We start from the raw sequence: 25,836 nt of genomic DNA, 5'->3' as shown, positions 1-25,836 counted from the left end.
GTATTGTCCCGATATTCGGCCGGCGGCGTCCGATAGTCGGACGTTGCTGTCCGCTCCTTGACAGCGTCCCGTAGATTCTTGTCTCGTGTCAACGCAGGTCCCCCGCCTCCTCGCCGGACTCGTCGACGACGCCGCCGTCTTCCCGCCCGGCAGCGCGTCGCTGCCCGACGCGGTCACCGCACACCACCAGCACCGCGCCTCCTGGTACGCCGACCTGGTCGGCCCGCTGCTGGTGCCCGCCTCCGCCGCCGACACGCTGACCGACCTGACCAGCCAGACCGGCCAGACCGATCAGACCGATCAGGCCGACCAGGCTGCGGGCTTCGAGGTCGGGCTGATCGGTGACACCGGCATCGCCAGGCTGCCCGCCGCGCTGACCCGCCTCGCCGCCGGTGGCCTCGTGGTCCGGCAGGTCGAGGTGGCGGTCGCCCGACGTGGCGAGGACCCGCAGCCCGGCCTGACCGAGCTGCTCCGGATCGCCGGGGACCACCCCGACCGGGAGCCGGCCCGCTCCGAGGGGCCGGCCGTCGCCTGGTACGCCGAGCTACCGCTGACCTTCGGCCTCAGCGCCGCGCTGGACACCCTCGCCGAGGCCCGCGCGGCCGACGTGCCGATCGCCGCGAAGTTCCGCACCGGCGGGTTGGCCGCCGAACTCTTCCCCACCCCCGTCGAACTGGCCGCGGTGATCTGCGCCTGCCGGGACCGGGACCTGCCGTTCAAGCTGACCGCCGGGCTGCACCACGCGGTACGCCACCTCGACCCGGAGACCGGCTTCACCCACCACGGCTTCGGTAACGTGCTGGCCGCCACCCTCGCCGCCGCTGCCGACGCCGAGGTGGACGTCGTCGCCGCGCTGCTCGCCGACACCGACGCGCTGCGGCTGGTCGAGCCGGCCCGCGCGGCCCGTGACGCCGACCGCCCGCTGTGGGTCGGGTTCGGCTCGTGCAGCGTCCGGGAACCACTGACCGATCTGATCCGGCTGGGGCTGGTGAACGGGGGATTCGACCGATGAGCTGGGTGACGGGCGCGGACGGCTCGCCGTACGGCGTGACCAACCTGCCGTACGGGGTGTTCCGGCACGACGGGCAGCCGCCCAGGATCGGCGTACGCGTCGCCGACCTGGTGTTCGACCTGGCCGGTGCGGAGTCGGCCGGGCTGGTGCTCGCCGCCGGGGCGTTGCGCCGGCCCACCCTCAACGCCTTCATGGCGCTCGGTCGCCCGCAGTGGACGTCGGTCCGGCAGCGCCTCGTCGAGCTGCTCACCGACCCGGCGCACCGGGCCGCCGTGGAGCCGCTGCTGGTGCCGCTGGCCGAGGTCGAGCTGCTGCTGCCGTTCGAGGTGGCCGACTACGTCGACTTCTATTCCTCGGAGCACCACGCGGGCAACGTCGGGCAGATCTTCCGCCCCGGCCAGCCCCCGCTGCTGCCCAACTGGAAGCACCTGCCGATCGGCTACCACGGCCGGGCCGGCACGGTGGTGGTCTCCGGCACCCCCGTGGTCCGCCCGACCGGGCAACGGGCCACCGGCCAGGGCCCGACCGTCGGCCCGTCGGTACGCCTCGACATCGAGGCCGAGGTGGGCTTCGTGGTCGGGGTGCCGAGCGCGCTGGGCGACCGGGTGCCCACCGCCGACTTCGCCGACCACGTATTCGGGGTGGTGCTGGTCAACGACTGGTCGGCCCGTGACATCCAGGCCTGGGAGTACCAGCCGCTCGGGCCGTTCCTCGGCAAGTCCTTCGCCACCTCCGTCTCGGCCTGGGTGACCCCGCTGGACGCCCTGGCCGACGCGTTCGTGCCGGCCCCGCAGCAGGACCCGCCGGTGCAGGACTACCTGCGGCAGACCCCGCACCTGGGCCTCGACCTTCGGCTTTCGGTCGAGTGGAACGGCGAGCAGGTCACCGAGCCGCCGTTCGCCGGCATGTACTGGACCCCCGCCCAGCAGTTGGCGCACCTCACCGTCAACGGCGCGTCCCTGCGGACCGGCGACCTGTACGCCTCGGGCACCGTCTCCGGCCCCCAGCGCGGGCAGGTCGGCTCGTTCCTGGAACTGACCTGGGGTGGGGCCGAACCGGTCAGCGTCGGCGGGGAGACCCGCACCTTCCTCGCCGACGGCGACACCGTCACCCTGCGGGCCACCGCCCCCGGGCCGGACGGCACCACCATCGCCCTCGGCGAGGTCACCGGGCAGATCCTGCCCGCCCGCTGAGCCCCGGTCCGGGTCGGGACCGCCGGGCACCGACCGGCCGCCCGGCACCGGGTCGCGCCGGTCGCACCGGCTGTCCGATCTTCGGCGTCTCCTGCCGCGTTTGTTCCACCGGATTCCGTCGGCACACCCCGCGCCGCCCGCCCCCGTCGGCGGCGCGGCGTGCGTCGGCGTGAAACGTCCCAGCGGACAGGAGGTAGGAGCATGAACGATCTCGTCGGCGCAGTGTGGCGCACCAGCAGCCGCTCGAACGACCAGGGGCTCTGCGTGGAGGTGGCGGACAATCTCGTCCGTACCCGAGCAGTGGTCGGGGTACGCGACTCCAAGGACCCGTCGGGCCCGGCCCTGGTCATCGGCCCCCCGGGCTGGACGGCGTTCGTCGACGCCGTCCGGGCGGGGCTGTTGCGGCCCTGATCAACCCCGTCACCGGTGCCTCGACAGGGGCACCGGTGACGGAAATTTCATCGTCCGGCCCCCCGCTGGCCGCTCACCCGCCGTACGGTGGACGACACGGGAGGTGTCATGTCGACGGTTGCGGTCACCGATTTCATCGAGGCGCCGGTCGTCGACGTGTGGGCGCTCCTGACCGACCTGCCGGTCCGCGTCGACTGGCTCTGCACGGTCAGCGCCGTCGAGCCGCTCACCCCGGGCCCGTTCGGCCCGGGGACCGCGTGGCGGGAGACCCGCACCCGGCCGGACGGCGGCGACCAGGCGGAGGAGTTCCTCGTGCTGGCCGCCGAGCCACCGCACCGGCTGGTGCTCAGCTCCCCCGGCATCGGGGTGGACTACCGGATCACCTGGACCCTGCGCGCCGTCCAGCGCCGTCGCCGCGCATGCACCGCCGTCACCGTCGAGCACCGGGCGGTGCCGACCGCCCCGTACGGTCGGATGATGGCGCTGCTCTTCGGCGGTCTGGCGGCCCGCACCGTGGAGGGCGCGATCCGGCGTGACCTGACCGCACTGGCCACCACCGTGCACAGCACCGGCCGGGCCACCGCCGCCTGACCCCGTTCCCGCCCGCCCCGCGTGGCGCGTCCCGCGCCGTCCGCAGGCCGGGGGCGGTGGCGCCGCACCGGAACCGGTCGGCGGAATCCTTCGCACGACGCGACGCGACCTGACCGGTCCCGAGGGGGGACGCCTGGGTAGGGTGCCGGGCGGAGGTGGGCATGGGATTCCCGAAGGGACGGCGGCGACTCGTGGTCGCGGCCACCACGCTGCTCACCCTCGCGGCGGTCGCCGGCATCGGCTACCGGGTGCTCGCCCCCGCCGAGGTCGTCACGCCCGCCCGGGGCGCACCGCCGCCCGCCGGCACCCCCGCGATCGGGGTGGTGGGTCGGCTGCCGGCCGCACCGTTGGTGGTGGCGGGACGGCTGCGGGTCTACGCCGCCGAGCGTCAGCTCTACGCCGACCAGCCGGCCGACGGCCGCAACCGGGTCACCCCGTTCTGGTCGTACCGCCGCTGGCCGGCCACCCTCGACGGGATGCTGGCGGCCGGCACGACGGTGCTCAGCCACTGGTCGGACGGGCAGCTGGTGGCCCTGGACGCGTTGACCGGCCGGGTCGCCTGGCGGGCCGACGGGCCGACGCCGGCCGACACCCCACCCGCCCGGCGCACCGGGGCGGCCACCGTCTGGGACCCGCGCGGCATCTCCGTCGCCCCCGCCCCGGGCGGCCGGACGGTCCTGGTGGTCTCCGGGGTCGGCGGCCTGCGCGGCTACGACCTCGCCGACGGGCGCGCGCTCTGGCGGGTCGACGGCGACCGGGACTGCCGCACCGACCTGGGCACCACCGCCGCCGGGCAGGTCTTCTCCGTCGACTCCTGCGCCGGCCCGACGACGGTCGAGTTCCGGGACGTGTCCACCGGCACGGTCACCACCCGCTGGCGACCGCCGGACGCCCCCGACCGGTTCACCGTCACCCCGGTCGGCTGCCTCACCCCCCGGTCGCAGTGTCGGGCACTGCGCACCGACGGCGGCTCCGGTGGTCGGGGCTGGCAGGTCGGCCCGGGTGCGCCGATGGCCGCCCCCGCCCTGGACGCCGCCGGCACCACCCTGGTCGGTGAGCTGGCCGTCGGCGACGACGGCGGGGTGCTCAAGGGCTGGGAGGCGCGCAGCGGCAAGGGCCGCTGGCAGCGTGGTGACCTGGGCCCGGTGACCGTCCTCGCCACCGAGGCCGGTCGGCTCTACGTGCTGACCGAACGCCGGGAACTGGTCACCCTCGACCCGGTCACCGGCGCCCAGCGTTCCCGGTTCCCGATGACCCCCGGCCGGGACGGCATCGGCTGGAAACCCGGCCGGGCGTACGCGGCCGGCGGCTACGTCGCGGTGGAGCGGCTGCGGGAGCGCGCCGACCCGGACGACGACGACCAGGCGTACTTCCTGACGGCCGAGCCGGTGGTGCTCGCCGCGACCTGACCCCGGCCCCGGCGGGCCCTGACCTGACTGCGGGCCCGGCGGGACCGCCCCGCCCCGCGCCCCGGCGAACTCAGGACAGGGCGGCCTCCGCGGCGGCCAGGAAGGCGTCGTTCTCGGCCGGGGTACCGATGGTGACCCGCACCCCGTCCCCGGCGAACGGCCGGACGATCACGCCACGGGCCTCGCATGCCCGGCCGAACGCCACGGCCCGCTCACCCAGCGGCAACCAGACGAAGTTGGCCTGGCTGGACGGCACGTCGGGGACGAACTTGCGCAGCGCCTCGGTGACCCGGTCCCGCTCGGTGACGACCAGCGTGCAGCGTCGTTCGACCTCGTCGGCCTGGGCCAGCGCGGCCAGTGCGCCCGCCTGGGCGGCGGTGCTGGTGGAGAACGGGGTGACCACCTTGCGCACGGCGGCGGCCACCTCGGGGGCGCCGACCAGCCACCCGATCCGCAGCCCGGCCAGCCCCCACGCCTTGGACAGGGTGCGTAGCACCACCACGTTGGGCCGGTCCAGGTAGGTGAGGCCGTCCGGCACCGCCGGATCGGTGACGAACTCCCGGTAGGCCTCGTCGATGACGACCAGCACGTCGTCGCCCACGGCGTCGAGGAACCGGTCCAGCTCCGGCTTGCGCACCGCCGTCCCGGTGGGGTTGTTCGGGTTGCAGACCAGCACCATCCGGGTCCGGTCGGTCACCGCCGCGGCCATCGCCGCCAGGTCGTGCCCGTGGCCGGCGTCGTTGGGCACCCGCACGCTGCTCGCGCCGCTGGTCGCCGCGATGATCGGGTACGCCTCGAACGAGCGCCACGAGTAGAGCAGTTCGTCACCGGGCAGGCAGGTGGCCCGGACCAGGTGCTCGGCCAGCGCCACCGACCCGCAGCCGGTGGCGATCCGGTCGGGGTCCACGCCGTACCGCTCGGCGAGTGCGGTGCGTAGCGCCACCACGCCCATGTCCGGGTAGCGGTGCGAACCGGTGACCGCCTCGGTGACCGCCTCGACCACTCCGGGCAGCGGCCCGTACGGCACCTCGTTGCTGGCGAGTTTGATCGCCTCGGCCAGCCCCAGCTCGCGGGCCAGGTCGGCGGGGCTGCGCCCGGGGACGTAGGTCGGCAGGGCGTCCAGGTCGGCGCGGGTCAGCCGCAGCGGGGGCTGGTGACGTCCGGTGTCGGTCATGGGGTGTCTCCCGGGGGCTCGGGGTCGGTGCGGTCGGTGGCGGTGTCGTCGGTGGGGGTGTCGGGGTGGTCGGCGCGCGGCACCTGCACCACGACGGTCTGGGCCCGCTTGTCGTGCAGCGCCTGGCGCAGCGGGTGGTCGAACAGCGCGGATACCGCGTCGACGAACTGGAGCAGCAGACCGAAGCCGCAGCAGAACCAGAGCAGGGTGGGCATGCCCATGGTGCTCCACCGCCGGGTGGCCCGACCGAAGCCGAGCGGCTGGTCGGCGTCGACCGGCACGGCCCGGATGCGCAGCAGCCGCTTGCCCAGGGTCTGCCCACCGGAGGCCATCGTCGGCACCTCGTAGGCGAACCAGAGCGCGGTCGCGATGACCAGGATGGCGATCTGGAGGCCGCCGGCCTGCTCACCGATGGCGGGCAGCCCATCCCGGGAGGAGTCGCCGGCCATCGCCCGCCGGACCGCCTCCCGCAGGTAGGGCGCGGTCTCCTCGAAGTACCGCCAGACGAACCAGCCGTTGACCACCGCGTTGAGCCCGAAGACGACCCCGAAGTCGATCAGCCGGGCGAGCAGCCGGGCACCGTAGCCGGCCAGCGGCACACCGTGTGGGCGTGGCTCCGGCGGACGCCCCGGCCAGGTCGGGTACGGCCAGCCGGGCGGCGGCCCGCCGGGCTGCCCGGCCCCGTGACCCTCCGGCTGCCCGGCCCACGGGTGTCCGGGCTGGCCCGCTCCCGGTTGCCCGGTCCAGGGTTGGCCTGCGGTGGGTTGCCCGGTCCAGGGCGGGCCGGGGTGCCCGGTGAGGTGCCGGGAGCGGCCGGGGCCGACGGGTGCCGGCCGGCCGTCGGCGGGGCGTCGGCGGGGGAGGTCGGGGCGGGCGGCTCGGCCGCGGGCTCCGGCTCGGGCGGTGGCGGGCCGTCCGGCGGGGTGGCGTCGACCGGGATCGGGGCACCGATCCAGCCTTCACCGTCCCACCACCGTCGGGTGGTCGGCTCGGCCGGGTCGACGTACCACCCTGGCTGCACGCTCACGGTTTCGCCCTGCGCTGTCCGGTACGGTCGCTCTGCTCGCTCACCCGGCAACCTTAACGACGATGGTGCCGGCGAACTTGTCGTGGAGGCACTGCTGCCACGGCTTGTCCCAGAGCTGCCACAGCCCGTCGAGGTAGCTGAAGACGGGAATGATCGCCCCGCCGATCTGGGCGGCGGCCCACCGCTTGGCCGCGGCCGTACGGGTCAGCGTGGCGGCCGGGTCGAGCGGCACCACCTGGATCTTCATCACCCGCTTGCCGATGGTCTGCCCGGTCTTGTACATCATCTCGACCTGGTAGACGTAGCTCATGGCGAACGCCACCACGAAGATCACGCCCTGCAACACCAGCATCGGAATCAGGAAGTTGGTGAACGGGTCGGAGGTGGGCGTGCCGTCTGCCGTGGTGGTCAGGTCGGGCAGGACCATCTGGAAGAAGACGATGAAGGCCGGCACGATGAAGACCATGCTGGCCGCGGCGAGCACCGCCCCGTCGATGAGCAGGGCGAGCAGCCGGTCACCGAAGCTGGCCAGCGGCAGCCCACGCGGCGACATCCCGGGGAAACCGGGCGGCGGCATGCCGGGTCCCGGCGGCGGGTACCCGGGCATCCCGGCGTACGGGCCGGGTCGCGGGTAGCCGCCGGGCGGGGCGGCGTAGGGGCCGGGTTGCGGCGGCACGGCGTACCCCTGCGGGTGTGGGCCGGCGGGCGGGGCGAAGCCGCCGGCGGCGGGCCCAGGCCCACCGGCCGGCGGTGTCGGGTAGCTCGGAGGTTGCGTCACGCGAGACAGTGTTACAAATTGCCGCGCGCTTCCTGCTCGCGCTCGATGGCTTCGAACAGCGCCTTGAAGTTGCCCTTGCCGAAACCGAGCGAGCCGTGCCGCTCGATCAGCTCGAAGAAGACCGTCGGGCGGTCCTGCACGGGCTTGGTGAAGATCTGGAGCAGGTAGCCGTCCTCGTCCCGGTCGACCAGGATCTTGCGGGACTTCAGCTGCTCGATCGGCACCCGTACGTTGCCGATCCGGGCCCGCAGCTCCGGGTCGTCGTAGTAGGAGTCCGGGGTGTCGAGGAACTCGACGCCGGCTGCCCGCATCGCGTCGACGCTGGCCAGGATGTCGTTGGTGGCGACCGCGATGTGCTGTGCGCCGGGGCCCTGGTAGAACTCCAGGTACTCGTCGATCTGCGACTTCTTGCGGGCCACCGCCGGCTCGTTGAGCGGGAACTTCACCTTCCGGGTGCCGCTGGCGACGACCTTGCTCATCAGCGCCGAGTAGTCGGTGGCGATGTCGTCTCCGATGAACTCCGCCATGTTGGAGAAGCCCATCACCCGCTTGTAGAACTCCACCCACTCGTCCATCCGGCCGAGTTCGACGTTGCCGACCACGTGGTCGACGGCCTGGAAGAAGCGCTTCGGCTGGAGGCCGGCGGCGATCATCGGCTGCCGGTCGACGATCGGGCCCCGGGCCACGAAGCCGGGCAGGAACGGGCCGGTGTAGCGGGACCTGTCGACCAGGCTGTGCCGGGTGTCGCCGTACGCGGCGATGGTGGCGAGCCGGACGGTGCCGTACGCGTCGGTCACGTCGTGCGGCTCGACCAGGCCGGTGGCGCCCTGGGTCAGCGCGTGCGCGTACGCGGCGTCGACGTCCGGCACCTCCAGCGCGATGTCACTGACCCCGTCGGAGTGCTTCGCGACGTGCTCGGCACCGGCCGCGTCGGGGCGGACCGCGCCGGTCAGCACGAACCGGGCCGAGCCGCTGGTCAGCACGTACTCGGCGTGGTCGCGGTAGCCCTGCTCCGGCCCCCGGTAGGCCACGCAGGTCATGCCGAACGCGGTGGAGTAGTAGTGCGCGGCCTGCTTGGCGTTGCCGACCAGGAAGTGCACGTGGTCGAGGCCCTTGACCGGGAACGGGTCACGGGTGATGTCGTGGTCGACTGCGCCGACGAGCGTGTCGACGTCGATGTCCTCGGTCGACTGGGGTCGGTCGATCGCCTGGGTCACGGTGGCCTCCCTCGGTTGTGGCCGGCGTCGTGGGCCGGTGGTCCGTCAGCTCTTGCAGGCAGCATCGCGGTGGGCCCGTCCACTGGGCAACACTCACGTTTTACCCTGGTCAGGTTGCGCAATCGGTAGGGTGTCAAGCCATGAACGCTGCACAGGGTGCACAGCTCGACGCGTTGGACGGCAGGCTGGTCCAGCTCCTCGCCGACGAACCCCGGATCGGGGTGCTGGAATGCTCCCGTCGGCTCGGGGTGGCCCGGGGCACCGTGCAGGCCCGGCTGGACAAGCTGGTCGACCGGGGGGTGATCGGCGGGTTCGGGCCGGAGATCCGCCCGGCGGCGATCGGCTTCGCGGTGACCAGCTTCGTCACGCTGGAGATCAGCCAGCGGCACGGCCACGACACGGTCACCGCGCACCTGGCGGCGATCCCCGAGGTGCTGGAGGCGCACACCATCACCGGGGCGAGCGACCTGCTCTGCCGGATCGTGGCGCGCTCCAACACCGACCTGCAACGGGTCATCGACCAGATCGTCTCGTCCGAGGCGATCCGCCGGGCCTCCACGATCATCGCGCTCGCCGAGCAGATCCCCTACCGCACGCTGCCGTTGCTGCGGTCCGCCGCCGGGTCGTGATCAGGGCAATTGGGCTGATATAGCGGTATTCGAAGGCTCTGTGGACGCTATTTCGGCGATGTTGTGATGCGTCCGGTCTGCCCGCCGGGTGCGTCCCCCGCCAGGGAGAAAGCGGGGCGACACTCCGGCGCGGGGGCTGGGCGGGGAGGTGAACGTCGCTACGGTGTGCGGTGTGAAGGGCCTTGGCGGGGTGCGGGGAGGGCTGCTGCTCGGGCTCGTCGTCGTGATCGCGCTCGCCGTCACCGGAGTGTGGAACCCCTTCCCCGGGGTGTGGGACTGGGTCGACCGCAGCGAGCCGATCTCCGAACCGGACGTGCTGTGGCAGCAGCGGGTCGGCGGCACCCCGAAGAGCGTCACGATCGTCGGTGACACCGTCGTGGTCGAGCAACGTACCCGCACGGAGGTGCGCAGCCTCGCCACCGGCGCCCCGCTGTGGGAGCGCAAGGCGGACTGGTCGGCGGTGGCCGGCGGCGACCGCGACGCCGTCGTCGCCGTGGGCAAGCTCCTGGTCAAGGGGTACGAGCTGCTCGATCCCACCACCGGGGCGGTACGTCGGCGTGACGGCGACGCGGTGGCCGTCTGGACGTACCGGAACATGCTGCTGGACGCCCGGTGCGTGGCCGCCACCGACTGCACGCTGAGCGCCTGGGACCCGCGCGGTAACAGCCCGCTGTGGACGGCCTTCCTGCCCGGGGTCAGCACCGGGCTCTTCGCCGACAACCCGGGCCTGCTCGGCACCCGGCGGTTTACCGCGCTGCGGATCGACGAGGGGGTGGCCGGGCCGGAGGCGGTGCCGCCGCTGCTCGGGTTCCCGGTGGACGGCCGGGTGCACGTGGTGGACACCGCCACCGGCCGGGTCGTGCAGAACGTCGAGCCGGGCCGCGACGAGCGGTTGTCCGTCGTCGGCGGCCGGATGCTCAAGATCACCGCAGTGTCGGTCGACGGCAGCTGCCAGTACGCCGTCTCGGCCCGGGACCCGGCCACCGGGCAGGAGGTGTGGCGGCGCACCGGGCTCAACCTGCGCACCGCCGACAGTGCCGGGTGTGTGCAGCGGGAGGACCCGCAGGGGGCCCGCAGCGTGCTGATCGGGGTGGGCCCCGACGGGCGGGAGACGGTCCTCGACGGCTACGACGGCCGGGTGCTGCTGGTGAACGCCGAGGGGGAGAAGCTGCTCGCCGTCGACGACCGGTACGCCCTGGTGCGCAGCGCCGACAAGGATTCGGTCATCGCCCGGGAGTTGGGCACCGGCAAGGCCCGCTGGACCCGGCCGGCCGGGGCGAAGGCGGGTGCGGCGCTCACCCCGTACGCGGCGGTGCTGACCGGGGACAAGCCGAGTCGGCTGGTCGCCGTGGACCCGCGTACCGGTAAGGAACTGGTGGTGTTGCGGACCAGCGCCAATGCGCTCGCGGTCGGCCGCAACGGCATGGTCGTCGGCGAGGGGCGGGAGATCGGGTACGTCCGGTTCGGCGCGGGTGCCGGTGCGCCGCCACCCGCCGCGCCACCGGCCGGGTCGGACGGTCAAGGCGGGCCCGGCCCGGGGCGTACCGGTGGCGTACCGGACGTCGAGGACAGTTGCGGACCGAAGCGGGAACTCTGCGCCAACGGCGACGGGTGAGAGCGGCGTCCCACGACCCACCCGGCGGGTGTCACCGATCGACCGGTCTGCCCTAGGCTTTTCCGACATGAGCAGTGCCGCCGCGTTCTCGTACGCCCCCTTGCTGCCGACCGGTCCGGATCAGACCGAATACCGCCTGGTCACCGACGAGGGCGTCGACGTCGTCCACGGGCCCGGGGGGCGCCGCTTCCTGACCGTGGAGCCGGCGGCGCTGACCGCGCTGACCGCCGAGGCGATGCACGACATCGCCCACTACCTGCGGCCGGCGCACCTGGCCCAGCTCCGGTCGATCATCGATGATCCGGCGGCCTCCCCGAACGACCGGTTCGTCGCGCTGGACCTGCTGCGCAACGCCAACATCGCCGCCGGTGGCGTGCTGCCGATGTGCCAGGACACCGGCACCGCGATCGTGATGGGCAAGCGGGGCCGGCACGTGCTCACCGACGGCTCCGACGCCGAGGCGATCTCGCGTGGGGTCTACCAGGCGTACACGCGGCTGAACCTGCGGTATTCGCAGCTCGCCCCGCTGACCATGTGGGACGAGCGGAACACCGGCAGCAACCTGCCCGCCCAGGTCGACCTGTACGCCGAGGACCCGGACGGCCACCCCGACGCGTACAAGTTCCTGTTCATGGCCAAGGGCGGCGGTTCGGCCAACAAGTCCTACCTCTACCAGGAGACCAAGGCGCTGCTCAATCCGACGCGGATGATGCAGTTCCTGGAGGAGAAGCTGCGGCTGATCGGCACCTCGGCCTGCCCGCCGTACCACCTGGCGGTCGTCATCGGTGGCACCTCCGCCGAGTACGCCCTCAAGACCGCCAAGTACGCCTCGGCGAAGTACCTCGACACGTTGCCCACCTCCGGCTCGATGAGCGCGCACGGCTTCCGGGACCTGGAGCTGGAGGCCGAGGTGCTGGAGCTGACCCGCAACTTCGGCATCGGCGCGCAGTTCGGCGGCCGGTACTTCTGCCACGACGTGCGGGTGGTCCGGCTGCCCCGGCACGGCGCGTCCTGCCCGGTGGCGATCGCCGTGTCCTGCTCGGCCGACCGGCAGGCGGTCGCCAAGATCACCCCGTCGGGGGTGTGGCTGGAGCGCCTGGAGACCGACCCGGCGCGTTTCCTGCCGGACGTCACCGACGAGACCCTCGACGCCTCCGAGGTGGTGCGCGTCGACCTCAACCGGCCGATGGCCGAGATCCGGGCCGAGCTGTCGAAGTACCCGGTGAAGACCCGGCTGTCGCTGACCGGCCCGCTGGTGGTGGCCCGGGACATCGCCCACGCCAAGATCGCCGAGCGGCTCGACGCCGGTGAGCCGATGCCGCAGTACCTGCGCGACCACGCCGTCTACTACGCCGGCCCGGCCAAGACCCCCGAGGGCTACGCCTCCGGCTCGTTCGGCCCGACCACCGCCGGCCGGATGGACGCCTACGTGGCGAAGTTCCAGGCGGCCGGCGGCTCCCAGGTGATGCTGGCCAAGGGCAACCGCTCCGGCCAGGTGACCCGCTCCTGCCAGCAGCACGGCGGCTTCTACCTCGGTTCGATCGGCGGCCCGGCGGCCCGGCTGGCCCAGGACTGCATCAAGCACGTCGAGGTGCTGGAGTACGCCGAGCTGGGCATGGAGGCGGTCTGGAAGATCGAGGTGGAGGACTTCCCGGCCTTCATCGTGGTCGACGACAAGGGCAACGACTTCTTCGCCGAGGTCACCAAGCCGGTGCTGACCGTGGGCCGCCGCTGACGAGTCAACTCGCCACGCACACGCCTTAACATCGCTTGATGTTCCGACCGACGTACCCGATTCGTACTGCGCGGCTCACCCTGCGTCCGGTCACGCTGGACGATCTCGATGACGTGTGCTCCTGGCAGTGTCGACCGGAGGTCTTCCGCTGGACGCTCAGCGGGCCGCGTACCCGCGAGGAGTCGCGATCGTCGGTGGTCGCCATGGCGGGCGAGGACGCGCTCCGCGCCGAGGGGGACTGCCTGACGTTGGCCGTGGTCACCGACGTCGAGGTCATCGGGACGGTGGAGCTGGTCTGGCGCAGCCAGACCGACCGCACGGCTGAACTCGGGTACGTCTTCCATCCCGACCGGGGAGGTCGCGGGTTGGCTACGGAGGCCGCCACGGCGCTGTTGGACTGGGGGTTCACCGAGTTCGGACTGCACCGGATCTATGCCCGGTGTCACGGGCGCAATGCTGCGTCCGCCCGTCTGATGGCCCGGCTCGGCATGCGTCAGGAGGCGCACCACGTCGAAAGCTATCTGTTCCGAGGCGAGTGGGCCGACCAGCTCGTCTACGCCATCCTGGCGCGCGAGTGGAGCCTACGTGCGCTACGGGGCTGATGGGACTGCTGACGACTTCTTCGCCGTGATGTGCGAGGTTGCCGCACCTGGTGTGCGATGCCGTACATTCGCCGTACAGTAGGTTCGGGAGCGGCACACGACCGGATGGAGTCTCAGATGAGCGCCAAGACTGAGCGCATCGAGGTGAGAGCGGACGAGGCCAGTAAGTCGCGAATCGCCGAGGCGGCCGAGATGCTCGGCGAACCAGTGTCGGCCTTCATGGTGCGTTCTGCCCGTGCGGAGGCGGACAAAGTACTCGCAAGGGCGGAACGGACCATTATGCCCGCAGAGCAGTTTGACCTGCTCATCGCGGCACTCGACGAACCTGACGAGGCGCCGGTGCTTACCGAGATCGCCAACCGCCCCCGGCGTTTCCGGCGGGTGTGAGTTGTTTCTTTCCGGCCGGCTTAAAGACCAACACCAGCTCGCCTGCTTCGACTGTGGCGAGCCGTCGCTGAACATCTGGCTTGCCGAGCAGGCCCGCCGTGCTCAGCGCGCCGGGACGTCCCGCACCTATGTCTGGACCCCGGAGGGCAGCGACGACGTGGTGGCCTACTACTCGATTGCGCCGACGCAGGTCGAACGGGCCGGCTTGACCGGTGGGCAGGCGGGCGGTTTCAGCGTCGTTCCCGCCTACCTGCTGACCCGGTTCGCCCTTGATCGCTCCATTCAGGGACAGGGCCTCAGCGATGATCTTCTGCTGGACGCCGTAGAGGTCATCATCAGGGCGACGAGTGTAGCCGGCGGTCGTCTGATCGTTGTCGACGCGATCAACAGCCGGGTGGCGGCCTACTATCAGCAGCGGGGCTTTCAACCGATCAAGGGCGACGCCCTGCGGCTGGTCATGAAGGTCGAGACAGCCAAGCGGGCACTGAGCACGGGCAAGATGACGGTGAGCGCCGGTGGCGGTCTGGGTGTGGCAGGAATCGTCCTGTCCACCCCGCGCGGTGAGGCGGCGTCGGTCGTCGCTTCGCCAGACGAACTACGGGCGATCGCCAGCGAGCTGGAGAATCGCGCCGACCTCACGGAACCCTTCACCATGGATTCCCTGCGACAGGCCATCAAGGTGGCGCTCGGTAGGGATCCCTTCAGCGAGGTCTGAGAACTGGTTCCTCGTATGCTGCCAGGCAGGGACCCGGCAGTCGTGATTGAGTGCCCATGTGGCGGGGGGCGAGCCTCACCGGTTCTCGTTTCGGTGCAGTTGCTACAGCAGTCGCGAGTCGGGTCGATGCCCCGGGTCTTGCGTAGCGCGAAACCCGGCCCACCCACCGTCCGGAAGGCTGCCGGGCTCACTTCCTACAGGTGGTGCCGCAGGCTCTTCTGCGCTAGCCGACTCGCGGACGCATGCCCGGTAGTAGAGGCGCCGGGCATGCGGGTCAGCCCTGGCGGTAGCGCGTCCGGACTGCGTAGAGCGCGGTCGCGCCCTCCCCTCGGTCCTGCCCGGCAATTCGGAGATCTTTCACGGCGACCACGACGTGCTGTCCGGTTGCGCCACTGCCGGCGTCTACCCAGACCTGCACGGTTCCGTGTTCGGGTAGCTCACGCGGTCCCACCGCCAGAACTTCGGATCTTGGCATGGAGGCTCCTCCTGCAGCATGCGTCTTCATGCCAAACGGTAGACGATAAAGTTGGCACAACTTCAAGTCATTCTATTGGCCTAGTTGCTGGATGCATAGGTTGGCCTACTCTCCGGCCAGGGACGATGGATGAGTGGCCAACCTGGAGTCAGCGGTACGGAAGCTGCGCGCGGCGCAGGCTGGCGTGCCCCGCGCCGAGGAGCGGGCGGCCAAGCTCATCGCTGAAGCCCGCGCCCAGGTGAAAGCTGCGCGTGTCGAGCTGGCCGAGGCGATCCGGGCCGCTGACCGGGACGGCACACGCCAGGTCGACATCGTGACGGCCACCGGCTACAGCCGGGAGCGAATCCGGCAGATCATCCGCAACGGAGAAGACTGACTGGCATGACCGCCGAGATCGACCCGGTGCTGCCGGTGCCGCGATACCGGCAACTCGCCGTGATCCTGCGCAAGGCGATCGAGGTCGGCCTGCCCGAGTTGTAGTTGACCCTTACCTCGAACAACTCTGATGCCTGCTCTGGCGCACCGTCGGGCCTGTGGTCATGGAAGACCGGTCGATGGCTGGTGGCGTACTCCTGCGTGCACCACCCGGGGTGGAGATCCCCTCGGGGGTATGGAGTTGCTCCCTGCGCAGCGGGGTACCGCGTGGTACGGTTGGTACATGATGAAGATTACCCTGCGGGAGTTCCGCGATGGCGCGGGCCGAGTGTTGGACGGGGTCGAGCGCACCGGGGAGCCGGTCATCATCACCAAGTACGAGCGGCCCGTCGCCGTGTTGCTCGGAATCGACGAGTGGGAGGAGATCGAGGCGTTCCGAGACCGCAGGGACTCGGCGGTGATCGCTCGTTCTCGTGCCGAGGGGCAGTTCGTGCCGCTGTCGGCGGCTCTGGAGTCGCTCGGAGTTGATCCCCTCGAGGTGGAAGCGCTGTTGGCCGACCGGGCCGGCGGTGCGGCGGCGTGAAGGTTCAGATCGACCGGGATGTGTTGGTTTGGCTGCACAAACAGCCGCGTAACGTGTTCCTGACTGTCCTGAGCGCGATCCTCGGCCTGGTTTCCGACCCGGTGCCGCAGAGTTCGACCGAGATGCGCGATGGGTCCGGGCGTCGGTTGCGTGTCGGGGACTACCGGGTCCTCTACCGCCTGGACGGCGACGAGTTGACCGTCCACGACGTCGGGCATCGCAAGGACGTCTACTCGTAAGCACCCAGCTCCGGCGACCTTGCCCGGCTGCAACAGTCAAGTGGCCAACCTGGGGCGGCGGGTGACACCACTCTTTCCCTGATCGAGCACGATCTTGCCCTACCGCCCGTTTTCTCCCGAGCCCCGCTGCGAGCAGGGGGAGCGCGGGGCAGGATGGGACGGGTGACGACTCCAGAGGCAGCGGGCTACCGGATCGAACGCGACTCGATGGGCGAGGTGGAGGTGCCCGCCGAGGCGCTGTGGCGGGCGCAGACCCAGCGCGCGGTGCAGAACTTCCCGATCTCCGGCCGGGGCATCGAACCGGCCCAGATCAAGGCACTCGCCCAGATCAAGGGGGCCGCCGCCCTGGTCAACAGCGAGCTGGGGGTGATCGGCGCGGACGTCGCCGAGGCGATCGCCACCGCCGCCGCGCACGTGGCCGACGGCGGGTACGACGACCAGTTCCCGATCGACGTGTTCCAGACCGGCTCGGGCACCTCGTCGAACATGAACACCAACGAGGTGATCGCCACCCTCGCCACCCGGGAGCTGGGCCGGGACGTGCACCCGAACGACGACGTGAACGCCTCGCAGTCCAGCAACGACGTCTTCCCGTCGTCGATCCACCTGGCCGCCACCCAGTTCGTGGTGGAGGACCTGCTGCCGTCGCTGCGCCACCTGGCGGAGGCGCTGGAGGCGAAGGCGGCCGAGTTCGAGACGGTGGTCAAGGCGGGGCGTACCCACCTGATGGACGCCACCCCGGTCACCCTGGGGCAGGAGTTCGGCGGGTACGCCGCTCAGGTCCGCTACGGCGTCGAGCGGTTGGAGTCGGCGCTGCCCCGGCTGGCCGAGCTGCCGTTGGGCGGCACCGCCGTGGGCACCGGCATCAACACCCCGCTGGGTTTCGCCGGCAAGGTGATCGAGAAGCTGCGCGCCTCGACCGGGCTGCCGTTGACCGAGGCCCGCAACCACTTCGAGGCGCAGGGGGCGCGGGACGCGTTGGTCGAGACGTCCGGCCAGTTGCGTACCGTCGCGGTCGGGCTCTACAAGATCGCCAACGACGTGCGCTGGATGGGTTCCGGCCCCCGGGCGGGCCTGCGGGAGCTGCACATCCCCGACCTCCAGCCCGGCTCGTCGATCATGCCGGGCAAGGTCAACCCGGTGGTCGCCGAGGCGGTGCGGCAGGTCTGCGCCCAGGTGATCGGCAACGACGCGGCGGTCGCGTTCGCCGGCAGCCAGGGCGACTTCGAGCTGAACGTGATGCTCCCGGTGATGGGCCGCAACCTGCTCGAATCGATCAAGTTGCTCTCCGCGTCCAGCCGGATCTTCGCCGACCGCCTGGTGGCCGGCCTGGTCGCGGACGCCGAGGTCTGCCTGGCGTACGCGGAGGGGTCGCCGTCGATCGTCACCCCGCTCAACCGCCACCTCGGGTACGACGAGGCCGCCTCGATCGCCAAGGAGGCGCTGGCGAAGCAGGTCAGCATCCGCGAGGTGGTGCTCTCCCGGGGGCACGTCGACTCCGGCAAACTCACCGAGACCCAGCTCGACGAGGCCCTCGACCTGCTCCGGATGACCCACCCCTGACCCACCCCGGCCCCTGCCCGGCCCGGCCCGGCTTGATCGACTCCTATGGGCCGATGGAGCGGTGTCAGACGGATTCGACAGCGCTACATCGGCCCCCATGAGTGGATCATGGCTCGGTCGGTGGGCGGGCGCGGGGAACCCAGGCGAGGAAACGGGCGAAGAGGGTCGCCGGGTCGGGGCCGGTGTCGGGATAGAGCCGGTACAGGTCGGCGGCGGCGTCGTGCAGCACGGTGCACAGGTAGATGTTGAGCGCGACCCGGTCGTGGGCGTACTCGGAGACGAGGGTGAGTCGGGCGGCCCCGCAGGGCCACGGCGCGGCGCACACCCGACACAGCCAGAGTGGGCGCAGCGGCAGGTGCGGGCGCGGTATCCCCTGGCGCGGCCCACTCCGGCCGGCCGGGTCAGGTGGTCCGCCGGGACGGGGTGATCCGCCCGGGGTGACCGCCGGGCTCATCGGCGTCCCCGGTTGGCCCGCCACTCCTGGGCCAGCGTGAGCCAACCGACCCGGCCCACTCGCGGAAACGACACCGTGGTGTCCTCCCACCCGGGCGGAGCCGACCCGGCGGTGGGTGGTGCGGCCGACCCGGCGTCAGGGCGGATAGCGGGTGTTCCGCCCGGGTGGGTTCCGGGCCGGGCCGGGTGGTGGCCGGCGGCTCGCCGGTCGCCCGGGTTCCCGCTCGGGCCGAGGATGGGTTCGTCGGCCCGGCCGAGGGGGTGGGGCATCTCGGGTGGGGCTGCGTCGGGGCGTCGGGTGGAGCAGAGCCTGCGGGCAAGCCGGTGTCGCCAGGTGAGCCGGGGCATCGCGTCGCCTCCATGGTGGGTCGGCTGGTCGTCTCCCCCGGCGGTGGGACCGCCGGCCGGGGAGCGGGCTGTCCCACCGCGACACCGCCCGCCCGGAGGGGTGGGCGGTCGATGTCGCACTTCACAGTCTGCTGATGAAACCACTACGGTGTGAAGGGTTGTTGTCGGCTTCCGGTCTTGTCCTGTGTCTGCGACTTTCCTGGTCGGCGTGGTGTCGGAGTCGATCGTCGGGGCGGTGGAGGGCTGCTGGAGATGACGGACGGGCGGATGACGGCGGCGGCTTTCCTCGTCGCGGAGCTACGGCGGGCCCGGACCCGGCGGGGCTGGAGTCAGGACGACCTCGCCAAGGCGGTGAACTACTCGGCGTCGATGGTCAGCGCGATAGAGCTGGGCCAGCAGCCACCCACCGCGAAATACCTCGAACTGGCCGACAGGGCCCTCGACACCGGCGGCATCTTCAGCCGGATGCTCACCGATCTGGTCGCCCTCGACCGGGCCCGGGTGTGGCAACTCGGCTGGCGACCCTGCCCGACGGCATGGAGCTGGGATGTGTCGGCGGGCAGGTCCGTACCCAGGAGTTCAGCGAGCCCGACGTCCTGACCCGGATGCGGGAGGTCTGGGAGTCGACTCTCGGTGAGGCGTTGCCCCCGGCGGAGTCCATCGAGTTGATGCGGCAGGTGGCGGAGTCGTGGAACTGACCGGCGCGGCAGGTCGCGCGGTTCCCGGGCCGACCGGCCCGGTCTGGCGCAAGAGCACCCGGAGTAGTCAGAACCACGACTGTGTCGAGGTGGCGACGAATCTGGTCGGCATGGTCGGGGTGCGGGACAGCAAGGACCCGGCGGGCCCGGTGCTCACCTTCCCGGCGTACTCCTGGCGGGTCTTCGTGGCGGCGCCGCCGCGCTGACGGGACCGGCTCGCGGTGGACGGTCGCCGCTGGCCCGGTCACCGCCGGGATAACCGGTCGACCGGGCGGCTCGCGGGCGGCATGATGCGGGTCGTGACGGGCCTGGGCGGGGTGTTGCTGACGACGGCACGGCTGCGGCTGCGCCGCTTCACCGAAGACGACGTGCCGCGCCTGGTCGAGCTGGACAGCGACCCGGAGGTGATGCGGTTCCTCACCGGCGGCCGGCCCACCCCCCTCGCCACCGTGCGGGACGAGCAGTTGCCCCGGCTTCTCGCCGGCTACGACCGCTACCCGGGGCAGGGTCGGTGGGCTGCCGAGGATGCTGTCGACGGCACCTTTCTGGGCTGGTTCGCGCTCGACCCGTCCGACGACGGCACCGGGCCGGAGTTGGGTTACCGGCTGCGCCGGGCGGCCTGGGGGCGGGGCCTGGCCACCGAGGGGGCCCGCGCGCTGGTCGGCCACGCCTTCGACACCCCTGGGGTACGCCGGGTGTGGGCGCAGACGATGGCGGTCAACGTGCGGTCCCGGGCGGTGCTGGCGAAGGCCGGCCTGCGGTACGTCCGCACCTTCCACGCCGACTGGCCCGACCCGATCGCCGGAACGGAGCACGGCGAGGTGGAGTACGAGCTGCTCAGGGGCGACTACCAGCCGCCTTCCGGGCCCGGTAGGCGCTGACCGCGACCCGGTTGCCGCAGCCTGCTTCGCAGAATCGGCGGGACCGGTTCTTGGACAGGTCGACCAGCACGTTGGCGCACTCCGGGTGGGCGCAGTGCCGCAGCCGGCCCAGCTCGTCGCCGCGGACCAGGTCGGCGACGGCCATCGCCGCCTCGACGGCCATCCGGGTGGCCAGCGGGGCGTCCCGGGGCACCGCGTGCACGTGGTAGGGCTGGTCGTCGTGCCGGATGAGCTGCGGCAGTGCCCGGGACTCGCGGAGCAGGTCGTTGACCACGGTGACGACGGTGTCCGGGTCGTCGTCCCAGAGCCGGCGCAGTCGGGGGCGTAACGCCCGGACGGCGCGCAGCTCGGCCCCGGTGCGGTCGTGTCGCCCGGTCCACCGGTTCGCGGCGACGAAGCGGTCCAGTGCGGCGATGTCGGGCAACCCTTCGCCGTCCCGGTTGTCGGTGTTGACCAGTGCGGCAGCGGCGGTCAGCCCGCACTCCGTGTCATGAGCGAAAAGCAACTTGACCCCTGTCGTAGTCGGCCGCTAGCGTCACCGGCGTAATCCTACTTTGCTGATGTCACGCCCGAGGAGCCCCGATGCCGCACCGATCCACCGCCGGCACCGGGCTGGCGCTCGCCCTGCTCTCCGCCGTCACGTTCGCCACCTCCGGCACCTTTGCCCGCTCGCTGATCGAGGCCGGCTGGTCGGCCGAGGCCGTCGTGGTCGCCCGGGTCGGCCTGGCCGCCCTGGTGCTGGCCGTCCCCGCCGTGCTCGCGCTGCGCGGCCGGGCCGGCGTGCTGCGCCGCAACCTCGGCCCGGTCACCGTCTTCGGTCTACTCGGCGTCGCCACCGCCCAGGCATGCTTCTTCAACGCCGTCCGCTACCTGCCGGTGGGGGTGGCCCTGCTGCTGGAATACCTCGGCATCATCCTCGTGGTCGGCTGGCTGTGGCTGGTGCACGGGCAGCGCCCCCGCAGGCTCACCGTGGTCGGCTCGCTGGCCGCCCTGGCCGGGCTCGTCCTGGTGCTCGACCTGACCGGCGCGGGCCGGCTCGACCCGGTCGGCGTGCTCTGGGGTCTCGGCGCGGCTGTCGGACTGGCCGGCTACTTCGTCCTCGCCGCGCGGGTCGACGCCGACCTGCCCTCGGTCACCATGGCCAGCGGCGGGATGGCCGTCGGCGCAGCCGTGCTGGCCCTGCTCGGCCTGGTCGGGGTGCTGCCGCTGCGGGCCACCTTCGGCGCGGTCGACTTCGCCGGGCAGCGCACCAGCTGGCTCGTCCCGATCGCCGGGCTGTCACTGATCGCCGCCGTGGTGGCCTACCTGACCGGGATCGCCGCGACCCGCATCCTCGGGGCCCGGCTGTCGTCGTTCGTCGGGCTGACCGAGGTGATGTTCGCGGTGCTCATCGCCTGGCTGGTGCTGGGTGAGCTGCCGGTGCCGGTGCAGCTCGCCGGGGGTGCGCTGATCGTCGCCGGGGTGGCGCTGGTCCGCCTCGACGAGCTGCGCGAGGGCCGCATCGAACGGGCGGCGGAGCGGACGGACGAGCCGGCCCTGACCTGAGCCGGACGAGCGGGCCCTGATCCGGGTGGGCGAGCCGGCACTGACCTGGGCCGGGCGGTCACGCGGCGATGACCTGGGCCGGGGCGGTCACGCGGCGCTGAACTGAGTCGGGTGGATCGGCGCTGCCGTGACCGGGTGGCGACCTGCTCGGCGTGGCCGGGTACGACGACGTGAGAGGGTGTCGGGCATGCTCAGCGTGGTGGTGTTCGACGCCGACGAGACCCTGATCGACCTGCGGCCGGCGGTCACCGGCGCCCTGGTGGCCGTACTGGAGGAGATGCGTCGCCGGACCCCGGTGGCGGCCGGGGTGACCCTCGCCGAGGTGGAGTCCGACTGGCAGGCGGTCTTCGGGTCGATGACCGCCGCACCGGTGATGGAGATCCGCCGGGCCGCGCTGGCCCGGTCCCTCGACCGGGCCGGGCTGGTCGGCCAGCTCGACGAGTTCGCCGAACTCTTCTTCACCAGGCGCTACGCGCTCAGCCACCCGTACCCCGACACCCTGCCGGCGCTGGCCGCCCTGCGCGCCGACTTCACCCTCGGGTACGCCACCAACGGCAACAGCCGGGCCGAACGCTGCGGCCTGCCCGGGGAGTTCGCCTTCGAGTTGTATGCCCACGAGGGCGGCCTGCCCAAGAAGCCCGACCCGGCGTTCTACGCCGCGGTCGTCGCCGCCGCCGGGGTGCCGGCGGAACGGATCGCGTACGTCGGCGACTCGATCTCCCACGACGTGCTCGGCCCCCAGCAGGCCGGAATGCGCGGCATCTGGCTCAACCGGCTCGGACTTCCTCTCCCCGAAGGGGTGCGCCCCGACGCCGAGGTAGGCACGCTCACCGAGTTGCCGGCGGCGCTGCGCAGCCTGCAACCGACGAATGCCTGATGCGAGGCCAAATCCGACTTGTATCTGGCGGAATTGCCGCCGGTGCTATGGGATGGCTGCCACGTCCCTCAACGAGAGGATCTGATGTGGTGAGCAAGCGCTTCACCGCCGGAGCCGTCGCGACCGCGGCGGCCCTGGCACTTACGGTGACCGGCCTGACCGTCCCGGCGAACGCCGGGCCGACCACCAGCCGTACGTTCACCGTGGTGGCCGAGGACGGCGTCTCGGCGGACGCGGCGATCGCCGCGATCCGCGCCGCCGGTGGCACCGTCGTGTCCCGTACGGACGACGTCGGTCTGTTCCAGGTCACCAGCGACCGGGCCGACTTCGCCGGCCGGGTCACCGCCGCTTCCGCGCTGGTCGGCGCGGCCGAGCAGCGGGCCATCGGCCGTAAGCCCAAGCTGGACCGGGTCGCGCAGGAGAACCTGCTGACCCAGACCAAGCAGGCGGTCAAGGCCAAGGGCAACGCCAACGGCAAGAAGCTCGACCCGCTCGACGACAAGCTCTGGGGCCTCGGCATGATCGGGGCCGACAAGGCCCGCAAGGTCATGCCGGGCGACAAGCGGGTCACCGTCGGCATCCTGGACACCGGCGTCGACGCCAGCCAGCCCGACCTCGCGCCCAACTTCAACTGGGCGCTGTCGCGCAACTTCGCCCCGGACATCGCCGACGTCGACGGCCCGTGCGAGGTGGCGAGCTGCCTCGACCCGGTCGGCACCGACGACGGCGGGCACGGCACCCACGTCGCCGGCACCATCGGTGCGGCGGCCAACGGCTTCGGCCTGTCCGGTGTCGCCCCGAACGTCTCGCTGGTGGAGCTCAAGGGCGGCCAGGACTCGGGATACTTCTTCCTCAACCCGGTCGTCAACGCCCTGGTGCACGCCGGCAAGTCCGGCCTCGACGTGGTCAACATGTCGTTCTACGTCGACCCGTGGCTCTACAACTGCACCGCCAACCCGGCCGACTCGCCCGAGTCGCAGGCCGAGCAGCGGGCCGTCATCAAGGCGATGAAGCGGGCCCTGAACTTCGCCCACAACAAGGGCGTCACCCTGGTCGGCTCGCTCGGCAACAACCACGAGGACCTCGGCGCACCCCGTACCGACGTGTCCAGCCCGGACTACGGCGCCGACCCGTACCCGCGCCCGATCGACAACGACAGCTGCTGGGACTTCCCGGTGGAGGGTCCGCACGTGATCGGCGTGTCCGCCGTCGGCCCGTCCGGCAAGAAGTCCGACTACTCCAACTACGGCACCGAGCAGATCTCGGTCGCCGCGCCGGGTGGCTGGTTCCGCGACGGCTTCGGCACCGACACCTACCGCACCGACGCCAACATGATCCTCTCCACGTACCCGAAGAAGGTGCTCCAGGAGGAGGGTTCGGTCGACGAGAACGGCAACGTCGTGCCGGGCTTCGAGAACTCGGTGTTCAAGCAGTGCACCACCGCCGGTGAGTGTGGCTACTACACCTACCTGCAGGGCACCTCGATGGCGTCGCCGCACGTCAGCGGGGTCGCCGCGCTGATCGTCAGCAAGTGGGGCAAGAAGGAGGGGAAGGACGGCTACGGCCTGGCGCCGGCCAAGGTGGAGCAGCACCTCTACCGGACCGCCGCCGAGCACGCCTGCCCGGAGCCGCGCCTGCAGAGCTACGCCAACGAGGGCCGGTCGACCGAGTTCGACGCGTACTGCGCCGGGTCGCTGAACTTCAACGGCTTCTACGGGTACGGCATCGTGGACGCGAACGCCGCGGTGCGCAGCCCGCTCAAGCCGAACGTCGCTCCCTGACGCGCGGCACCCCGGCTGACGCCCGACACCTGGGCTGACGCTCGACGTTCCCAGTAGGGGCCCGGACGACGGAGGTCGTCCGGGCCCCTCCGCGTCCCGCCCTGGCCGGTCGTGGTCCGTCGATGATCGACTCAAGGGGGGCGATATTGCGGTTTCGGGGTGGGCGGGATACCGCAACATCGGCCCAAGGGAGTGGATCATCGGCGCCAACCCCGTTGGGCGAGGACGTCGCGCACCTCGCGGAGCACGGCGGGGAAGTCGTCCCGCAGGCGACGGCTGGTCACATGCAGCACGACCCAGCCGGCAGCGATCAACTGGTTGAGCCGGCGGCGGTCCCGGTGCATCTGGTCCGGGTCGGTGTGCCAGTGGCCGTCGTACTCCACCGCCACCCCGAACTCCGGCCACGCCAGATCGGGATGCAACACCAGACCGGACGGCAGCCGTACGGGATGCTGGGCGACCGGCCGGGGCAGGCCGGCCAGCACGAGCCGGACCCGCAGGTGCGACTCGGGTGGCGACTGTGCGGCCGGGTCGGCCAGGGCGAAGACCCGGCTGGCCCGTCGACCGCCCCGCCGGTCGGCGAACCGCTGCGCGATCTCGGCGAGCGCGGCCGGGCTGGTCAGGACGCCACCGAGCAGTGCGTCGACGATCCCCACCGCGCGGACCGGCTCCAGCCACGCCGCTGTCTCCCAGGCGGCGAGCGCAGGAGACGACCGGGGCGGGCTGAGCGGCATCGGAGGCGGGCCGAGCGTGGTGGCCGCAGGCAGCCCGGGTGGGACGGCTGCAGAGCGGTCGAGCCTGGTGGTCCGAGGGAGGTCGAGCCTGGTGGTCCGAGGGAGGTCGTGCCTGGCGGTCCCGGGGAGGTCGAGTGGGGTGGCTTCAGGGTGATGGTCGGACGGGGGCGGTCGCCGGGACCCGGCCGGTCCGCCGGGGTCGGCTACCGAGTGCACCCGGATACCACCCGGGGAGCCGAGCCGGACCCCACCGGGGGAGCCGAGCCGGACCCCACCGGGGGAGGTGACCGTGGTGGCTCCCTGGGAGCCGACCCGCGCCGCCCGGGGCACGAGCACGTGCACCTCGTCACCGAAGCCGGCGGCGTGCTCCACCCCGTGCAGATACGCCGCCGACGGGCCGGCGATGACCGATCCGGCGGGCATCCGAAGGATGGCGGCGCGGCAGATCAGGGCGTGGTCCCGGTCGAGGCGGGCGTCGGCGTACACGTCGTGACCGAGGCGGAGCCAGGCTGCCCCGCGTAGTTGGTGTCGGGTGAGCAGGCCACGCCGGATCGCGTCCGAGCCGCGGAACACCTGCCAGGCGAGGGCCTCCGGCCGATGCGGTTGAGGTGGCATGACACCAGCCTCGGGCCGCCCGGCCGTCCGGCGACACCCCTGTGGACAACCGCGCCCGCCCGCGCCCCCCGCCCCTGTGGACAAGCCCCCTCACACCGTGCCATGTGGTAAGGCGGCGCAACCGATCCGCCGCCCACGATCCAGCCGCCCCCTTCCGTCGCGCGGACAGGTGGG

27 protein-coding genes and 1 pseudogene are annotated in these 25,836 nt (G+C 72.1%); 21 read left to right on the top strand and 7 right to left on the bottom strand.

Going from position 1 to position 25,836, the window contains the following annotated elements; all coding sequences use genetic code 11:
• Positions 1–85: 85 nt before the first annotated feature.
• The 5 genes from ACQP2H_RS28890 to ACQP2H_RS28870 all read left to right on the top strand — a co-directional run bounded on the left by ACQP2H_RS28890 (position 86) and on the right by ACQP2H_RS28870 (position 4,616).
• The gene (locus ACQP2H_RS28890; protein ID WP_433229550.1) at positions 86–1,012 is read left to right on the top strand and encodes a hypothetical protein; all 927 of its coding nucleotides are present in this window, start codon (positions 86–88) and stop codon (positions 1,010–1,012) included.
• Complete coding sequence (gene fahA, locus ACQP2H_RS28885) at positions 1,009–2,205, top strand: fumarylacetoacetase (protein ID WP_433229548.1); 1,197 nt, start codon at positions 1,009–1,011, stop codon at positions 2,203–2,205. Before ACQP2H_RS28890 ends, fahA begins: the two co-directional genes overlap by 4 nt.
• A 201-nt stretch (positions 2,206–2,406) precedes the next feature.
• Entirely contained in the window at positions 2,407–2,616 is a 210-nt protein-coding gene (locus ACQP2H_RS28880; RefSeq protein WP_208567785.1) for a DUF397 domain-containing protein, read from the top strand.
• 108 nt (positions 2,617–2,724) lie between these two features.
• A complete protein-coding gene (locus tag ACQP2H_RS28875) occupies positions 2,725–3,207 on the top strand; it encodes an SRPBCC family protein (protein ID WP_219465036.1) in 483 nt (160 codons plus the stop codon).
• Positions 3,208–3,368: 161 nt separating this feature from the next.
• Positions 3,369–4,616 (top strand): PQQ-binding-like beta-propeller repeat protein, encoded by a 1,248-nt coding sequence (locus ACQP2H_RS28870; RefSeq protein WP_219465035.1) that lies wholly within the window; start codon positions 3,369–3,371, stop codon positions 4,614–4,616.
• A gap of 70 nt (positions 4,617–4,686) precedes the next feature.
• On the opposite strand, the gene hisC is transcribed toward ACQP2H_RS28870, so the two are convergent.
• From hisC to hppD, 4 genes and pseudogenes are all read right to left on the bottom strand, one after another.
• The gene (gene hisC / locus ACQP2H_RS28865) at positions 4,687–5,790 is read right to left on the bottom strand and encodes a histidinol-phosphate transaminase (protein WP_433229545.1); all 1,104 of its coding nucleotides are present in this window, start codon (positions 5,788–5,790) and stop codon (positions 4,687–4,689) included.
• Positions 5,787–6,817 (bottom strand): annotated as a pseudogene (locus ACQP2H_RS28860) (RDD family protein). The gene hisC and the pseudogene ACQP2H_RS28860 overlap by 4 nt, the downstream one beginning before the upstream one ends.
• Before the next feature lie 40 nt (positions 6,818–6,857).
• Positions 6,858–7,595, bottom strand: coding sequence for an RDD family protein (locus tag ACQP2H_RS28855; RefSeq protein WP_219465034.1), 738 nt, complete (start codon positions 7,593–7,595; stop codon positions 6,858–6,860).
• An 11-nt stretch (positions 7,596–7,606) separates the two neighbouring features.
• The gene (hppD, locus tag ACQP2H_RS28850) at positions 7,607–8,812 is read right to left on the bottom strand and encodes a 4-hydroxyphenylpyruvate dioxygenase (protein WP_219465033.1); all 1,206 of its coding nucleotides are present in this window, start codon (positions 8,810–8,812) and stop codon (positions 7,607–7,609) included.
• Between the two features lie 140 nt (positions 8,813–8,952).
• Here hppD and ACQP2H_RS28845 point away from each other — a divergent pair, with 140 nt between their 5' ends.
• The 10 genes from ACQP2H_RS28845 (at position 8,953) to ACQP2H_RS28800 (ending at position 17,730) form a co-directional block, all read left to right on the top strand.
• Positions 8,953–9,441 carry an Lrp/AsnC family transcriptional regulator gene (locus ACQP2H_RS28845; protein WP_219465032.1) on the top strand — a complete coding sequence of 163 codons (489 nt, stop codon included), beginning with the start codon at positions 8,953–8,955 and terminating at the stop codon, positions 9,439–9,441.
• A 172-nt stretch (positions 9,442–9,613) separates the two neighbouring features.
• Positions 9,614–11,056, top strand: coding sequence for a PQQ-binding-like beta-propeller repeat protein (locus tag ACQP2H_RS28840; protein ID WP_374197532.1), 1,443 nt, complete (start codon positions 9,614–9,616; stop codon positions 11,054–11,056).
• A 67-nt stretch (positions 11,057–11,123) separates the two neighbouring features.
• Positions 11,124–12,791 carry a fumarate hydratase gene (locus ACQP2H_RS28835; protein WP_357021260.1) on the top strand — a complete coding sequence of 556 codons (1,668 nt, stop codon included), beginning with the start codon at positions 11,124–11,126 and terminating at the stop codon, positions 12,789–12,791.
• A 38-nt stretch (positions 12,792–12,829) separates the two neighbouring features.
• Positions 12,830–13,393, top strand: a complete 564-nt coding sequence (locus ACQP2H_RS28830; protein ID WP_219465031.1) for a GNAT family N-acetyltransferase — start codon at positions 12,830–12,832, stop codon at positions 13,391–13,393.
• A gap of 117 nt (positions 13,394–13,510) precedes the next feature.
• Positions 13,511–13,780 carry a DUF1778 domain-containing protein gene (locus tag ACQP2H_RS28825; protein WP_157746987.1) on the top strand — a complete coding sequence of 90 codons (270 nt, stop codon included), beginning with the start codon at positions 13,511–13,513 and terminating at the stop codon, positions 13,778–13,780.
• Between the two features lies 1 nt (position 13,781).
• On the top strand, positions 13,782–14,495 hold the full coding sequence (locus ACQP2H_RS28820) for a hypothetical protein (RefSeq protein WP_219465029.1): 714 nt from the start codon (positions 13,782–13,784) through the stop codon (positions 14,493–14,495).
• 608 nt (positions 14,496–15,103) lie between these two features.
• Complete coding sequence (locus ACQP2H_RS28815; protein WP_219465028.1) at positions 15,104–15,346, top strand: hypothetical protein; 243 nt, start codon at positions 15,104–15,106, stop codon at positions 15,344–15,346.
• A gap of 282 nt (positions 15,347–15,628) precedes the next feature.
• Positions 15,629–15,928: a type II toxin-antitoxin system Phd/YefM family antitoxin gene (locus ACQP2H_RS28810; protein ID WP_219465027.1), complete on the top strand. Its 300-nt coding sequence runs from the start codon at positions 15,629–15,631 to the stop codon at positions 15,926–15,928.
• Entirely contained in the window at positions 15,925–16,167 is a 243-nt protein-coding gene (locus ACQP2H_RS28805; RefSeq protein WP_219465025.1) for a type II toxin-antitoxin system RelE family toxin, read from the top strand. Before ACQP2H_RS28810 ends, ACQP2H_RS28805 begins: the two co-directional genes overlap by 4 nt.
• A 162-nt stretch (positions 16,168–16,329) precedes the next feature.
• The gene (locus ACQP2H_RS28800) at positions 16,330–17,730 is read left to right on the top strand and encodes a class II fumarate hydratase (RefSeq protein WP_374197531.1); all 1,401 of its coding nucleotides are present in this window, start codon (positions 16,330–16,332) and stop codon (positions 17,728–17,730) included.
• 106 nt (positions 17,731–17,836) lie between these two features.
• On the opposite strand, the gene ACQP2H_RS28795 is transcribed toward ACQP2H_RS28800, so the two are convergent.
• On the bottom strand, positions 17,837–18,100 hold the full coding sequence (locus tag ACQP2H_RS28795) for a hypothetical protein (RefSeq protein ID WP_433233716.1): 264 nt from the start codon (positions 18,098–18,100) through the stop codon (positions 17,837–17,839).
• A 683-nt stretch (positions 18,101–18,783) separates the two neighbouring features.
• Here ACQP2H_RS28795 and ACQP2H_RS28790 point away from each other — a divergent pair.
• The 3 genes from ACQP2H_RS28790 (at position 18,784) to ACQP2H_RS28780 (ending at position 20,110) form a co-directional block, all read left to right on the top strand.
• Positions 18,784–19,131, top strand: coding sequence for a helix-turn-helix domain-containing protein (locus tag ACQP2H_RS28790; RefSeq protein ID WP_374197530.1), 348 nt, complete (start codon positions 18,784–18,786; stop codon positions 19,129–19,131).
• A gap of 94 nt (positions 19,132–19,225) precedes the next feature.
• Positions 19,226–19,435: a DUF397 domain-containing protein gene (locus tag ACQP2H_RS28785; protein ID WP_433233713.1), complete on the top strand. Its 210-nt coding sequence runs from the start codon at positions 19,226–19,228 to the stop codon at positions 19,433–19,435.
• Between the two features lie 93 nt (positions 19,436–19,528).
• Positions 19,529–20,110, top strand: coding sequence for a GNAT family N-acetyltransferase (locus tag ACQP2H_RS28780; protein WP_363819768.1), 582 nt, complete (start codon positions 19,529–19,531; stop codon positions 20,108–20,110).
• On the opposite strand, the gene ACQP2H_RS28775 is transcribed toward ACQP2H_RS28780, so the two are convergent.
• Positions 20,067–20,615, bottom strand: coding sequence for a CGNR zinc finger domain-containing protein (locus tag ACQP2H_RS28775; RefSeq protein WP_208567801.1), 549 nt, complete (start codon positions 20,613–20,615; stop codon positions 20,067–20,069). The two genes, ACQP2H_RS28780 and ACQP2H_RS28775, sit on opposite strands and share 44 nt — an antisense overlap.
• A 77-nt stretch (positions 20,616–20,692) precedes the next feature.
• Here ACQP2H_RS28775 and ACQP2H_RS28770 point away from each other — a divergent pair, with 77 nt between their 5' ends.
• From ACQP2H_RS28770 to ACQP2H_RS28760, 3 genes are all read left to right on the top strand, one after another.
• A complete protein-coding gene (locus tag ACQP2H_RS28770) occupies positions 20,693–21,655 on the top strand; it encodes an EamA family transporter (protein WP_219465019.1) in 963 nt (320 codons plus the stop codon).
• 187 nt (positions 21,656–21,842) lie between these two features.
• Complete coding sequence (locus tag ACQP2H_RS28765) at positions 21,843–22,532, top strand: HAD family hydrolase (RefSeq protein ID WP_357536424.1); 690 nt, start codon at positions 21,843–21,845, stop codon at positions 22,530–22,532.
• 89 nt (positions 22,533–22,621) lie between these two features.
• Positions 22,622–24,313 (top strand): S8 family serine peptidase, encoded by a 1,692-nt coding sequence (locus tag ACQP2H_RS28760; RefSeq protein ID WP_219465017.1) that lies wholly within the window; start codon positions 22,622–22,624, stop codon positions 24,311–24,313.
• A gap of 197 nt (positions 24,314–24,510) precedes the next feature.
• Here ACQP2H_RS28760 and ACQP2H_RS28755 read toward each other — a convergent pair whose 3' ends face one another.
• The gene (locus tag ACQP2H_RS28755; protein ID WP_433229541.1) at positions 24,511–25,662 is read right to left on the bottom strand and encodes a hypothetical protein; all 1,152 of its coding nucleotides are present in this window, start codon (positions 25,660–25,662) and stop codon (positions 24,511–24,513) included.
• Between the last annotated feature and the right edge of the window lie 174 nt (positions 25,663–25,836).

Source organism: Micromonospora sp. CA-248260 (genome assembly GCF_050942205.1).
Classification (GTDB): Bacteria; Actinomycetota; Actinomycetes; order Mycobacteriales; family Micromonosporaceae; genus Micromonospora; species Micromonospora antibiotica.
Note: the sequence above shows the minus strand (reverse complement) of the source record. Positions and strands in the feature narration are given on the sequence as shown.

Excerpts from the sequence above, each read along its gene's own strand:
- ACQP2H_RS28870 (WP_219465035.1), top strand. The coding sequence starts at position 3,369 with ATGGGATTCCCGAAGGGACGGCGGCGACTCGTGGTCGCGGCCACCACG.
- ACQP2H_RS28765 (WP_357536424.1), top strand. The coding sequence starts at position 21,843 with ATGCTCAGCGTGGTGGTGTTCGACGCCGACGAGACCCTGATCGACCTG.
- fahA (WP_433229548.1), top strand. The coding sequence starts at position 1,009 with ATGAGCTGGGTGACGGGCGCGGACGGCTCGCCGTACGGCGTGACCAAC.
- ACQP2H_RS28845 (WP_219465032.1), top strand. The coding sequence starts at position 8,953 with ATGAACGCTGCACAGGGTGCACAGCTCGACGCGTTGGACGGCAGGCTG.
- hisC (WP_433229545.1), bottom strand. The coding sequence starts at position 5,790 with ATGACCGACACCGGACGTCACCAGCCCCCGCTGCGGCTGACCCGCGCC.
- ACQP2H_RS28755 (WP_433229541.1), bottom strand. The coding sequence starts at position 25,662 with ATGCCACCTCAACCGCATCGGCCGGAGGCCCTCGCCTGGCAGGTGTTC.
- ACQP2H_RS28835 (WP_357021260.1), top strand. The coding sequence starts at position 11,124 with ATGAGCAGTGCCGCCGCGTTCTCGTACGCCCCCTTGCTGCCGACCGGT.
- ACQP2H_RS28875 (WP_219465036.1), top strand. The coding sequence starts at position 2,725 with ATGTCGACGGTTGCGGTCACCGATTTCATCGAGGCGCCGGTCGTCGAC.
- ACQP2H_RS28830 (WP_219465031.1), top strand. The coding sequence starts at position 12,830 with ATGTTCCGACCGACGTACCCGATTCGTACTGCGCGGCTCACCCTGCGT.
- ACQP2H_RS28825 (WP_157746987.1), top strand. The coding sequence starts at position 13,511 with ATGAGCGCCAAGACTGAGCGCATCGAGGTGAGAGCGGACGAGGCCAGT.
- ACQP2H_RS28790 (WP_374197530.1), top strand. The coding sequence starts at position 18,784 with ATGACGGACGGGCGGATGACGGCGGCGGCTTTCCTCGTCGCGGAGCTA.
- ACQP2H_RS28810 (WP_219465027.1), top strand. The coding sequence starts at position 15,629 with ATGATGAAGATTACCCTGCGGGAGTTCCGCGATGGCGCGGGCCGAGTG.
- ACQP2H_RS28880 (WP_208567785.1), top strand. The coding sequence starts at position 2,407 with ATGAACGATCTCGTCGGCGCAGTGTGGCGCACCAGCAGCCGCTCGAAC.
- ACQP2H_RS28770 (WP_219465019.1), top strand. The coding sequence starts at position 20,693 with ATGCCGCACCGATCCACCGCCGGCACCGGGCTGGCGCTCGCCCTGCTC.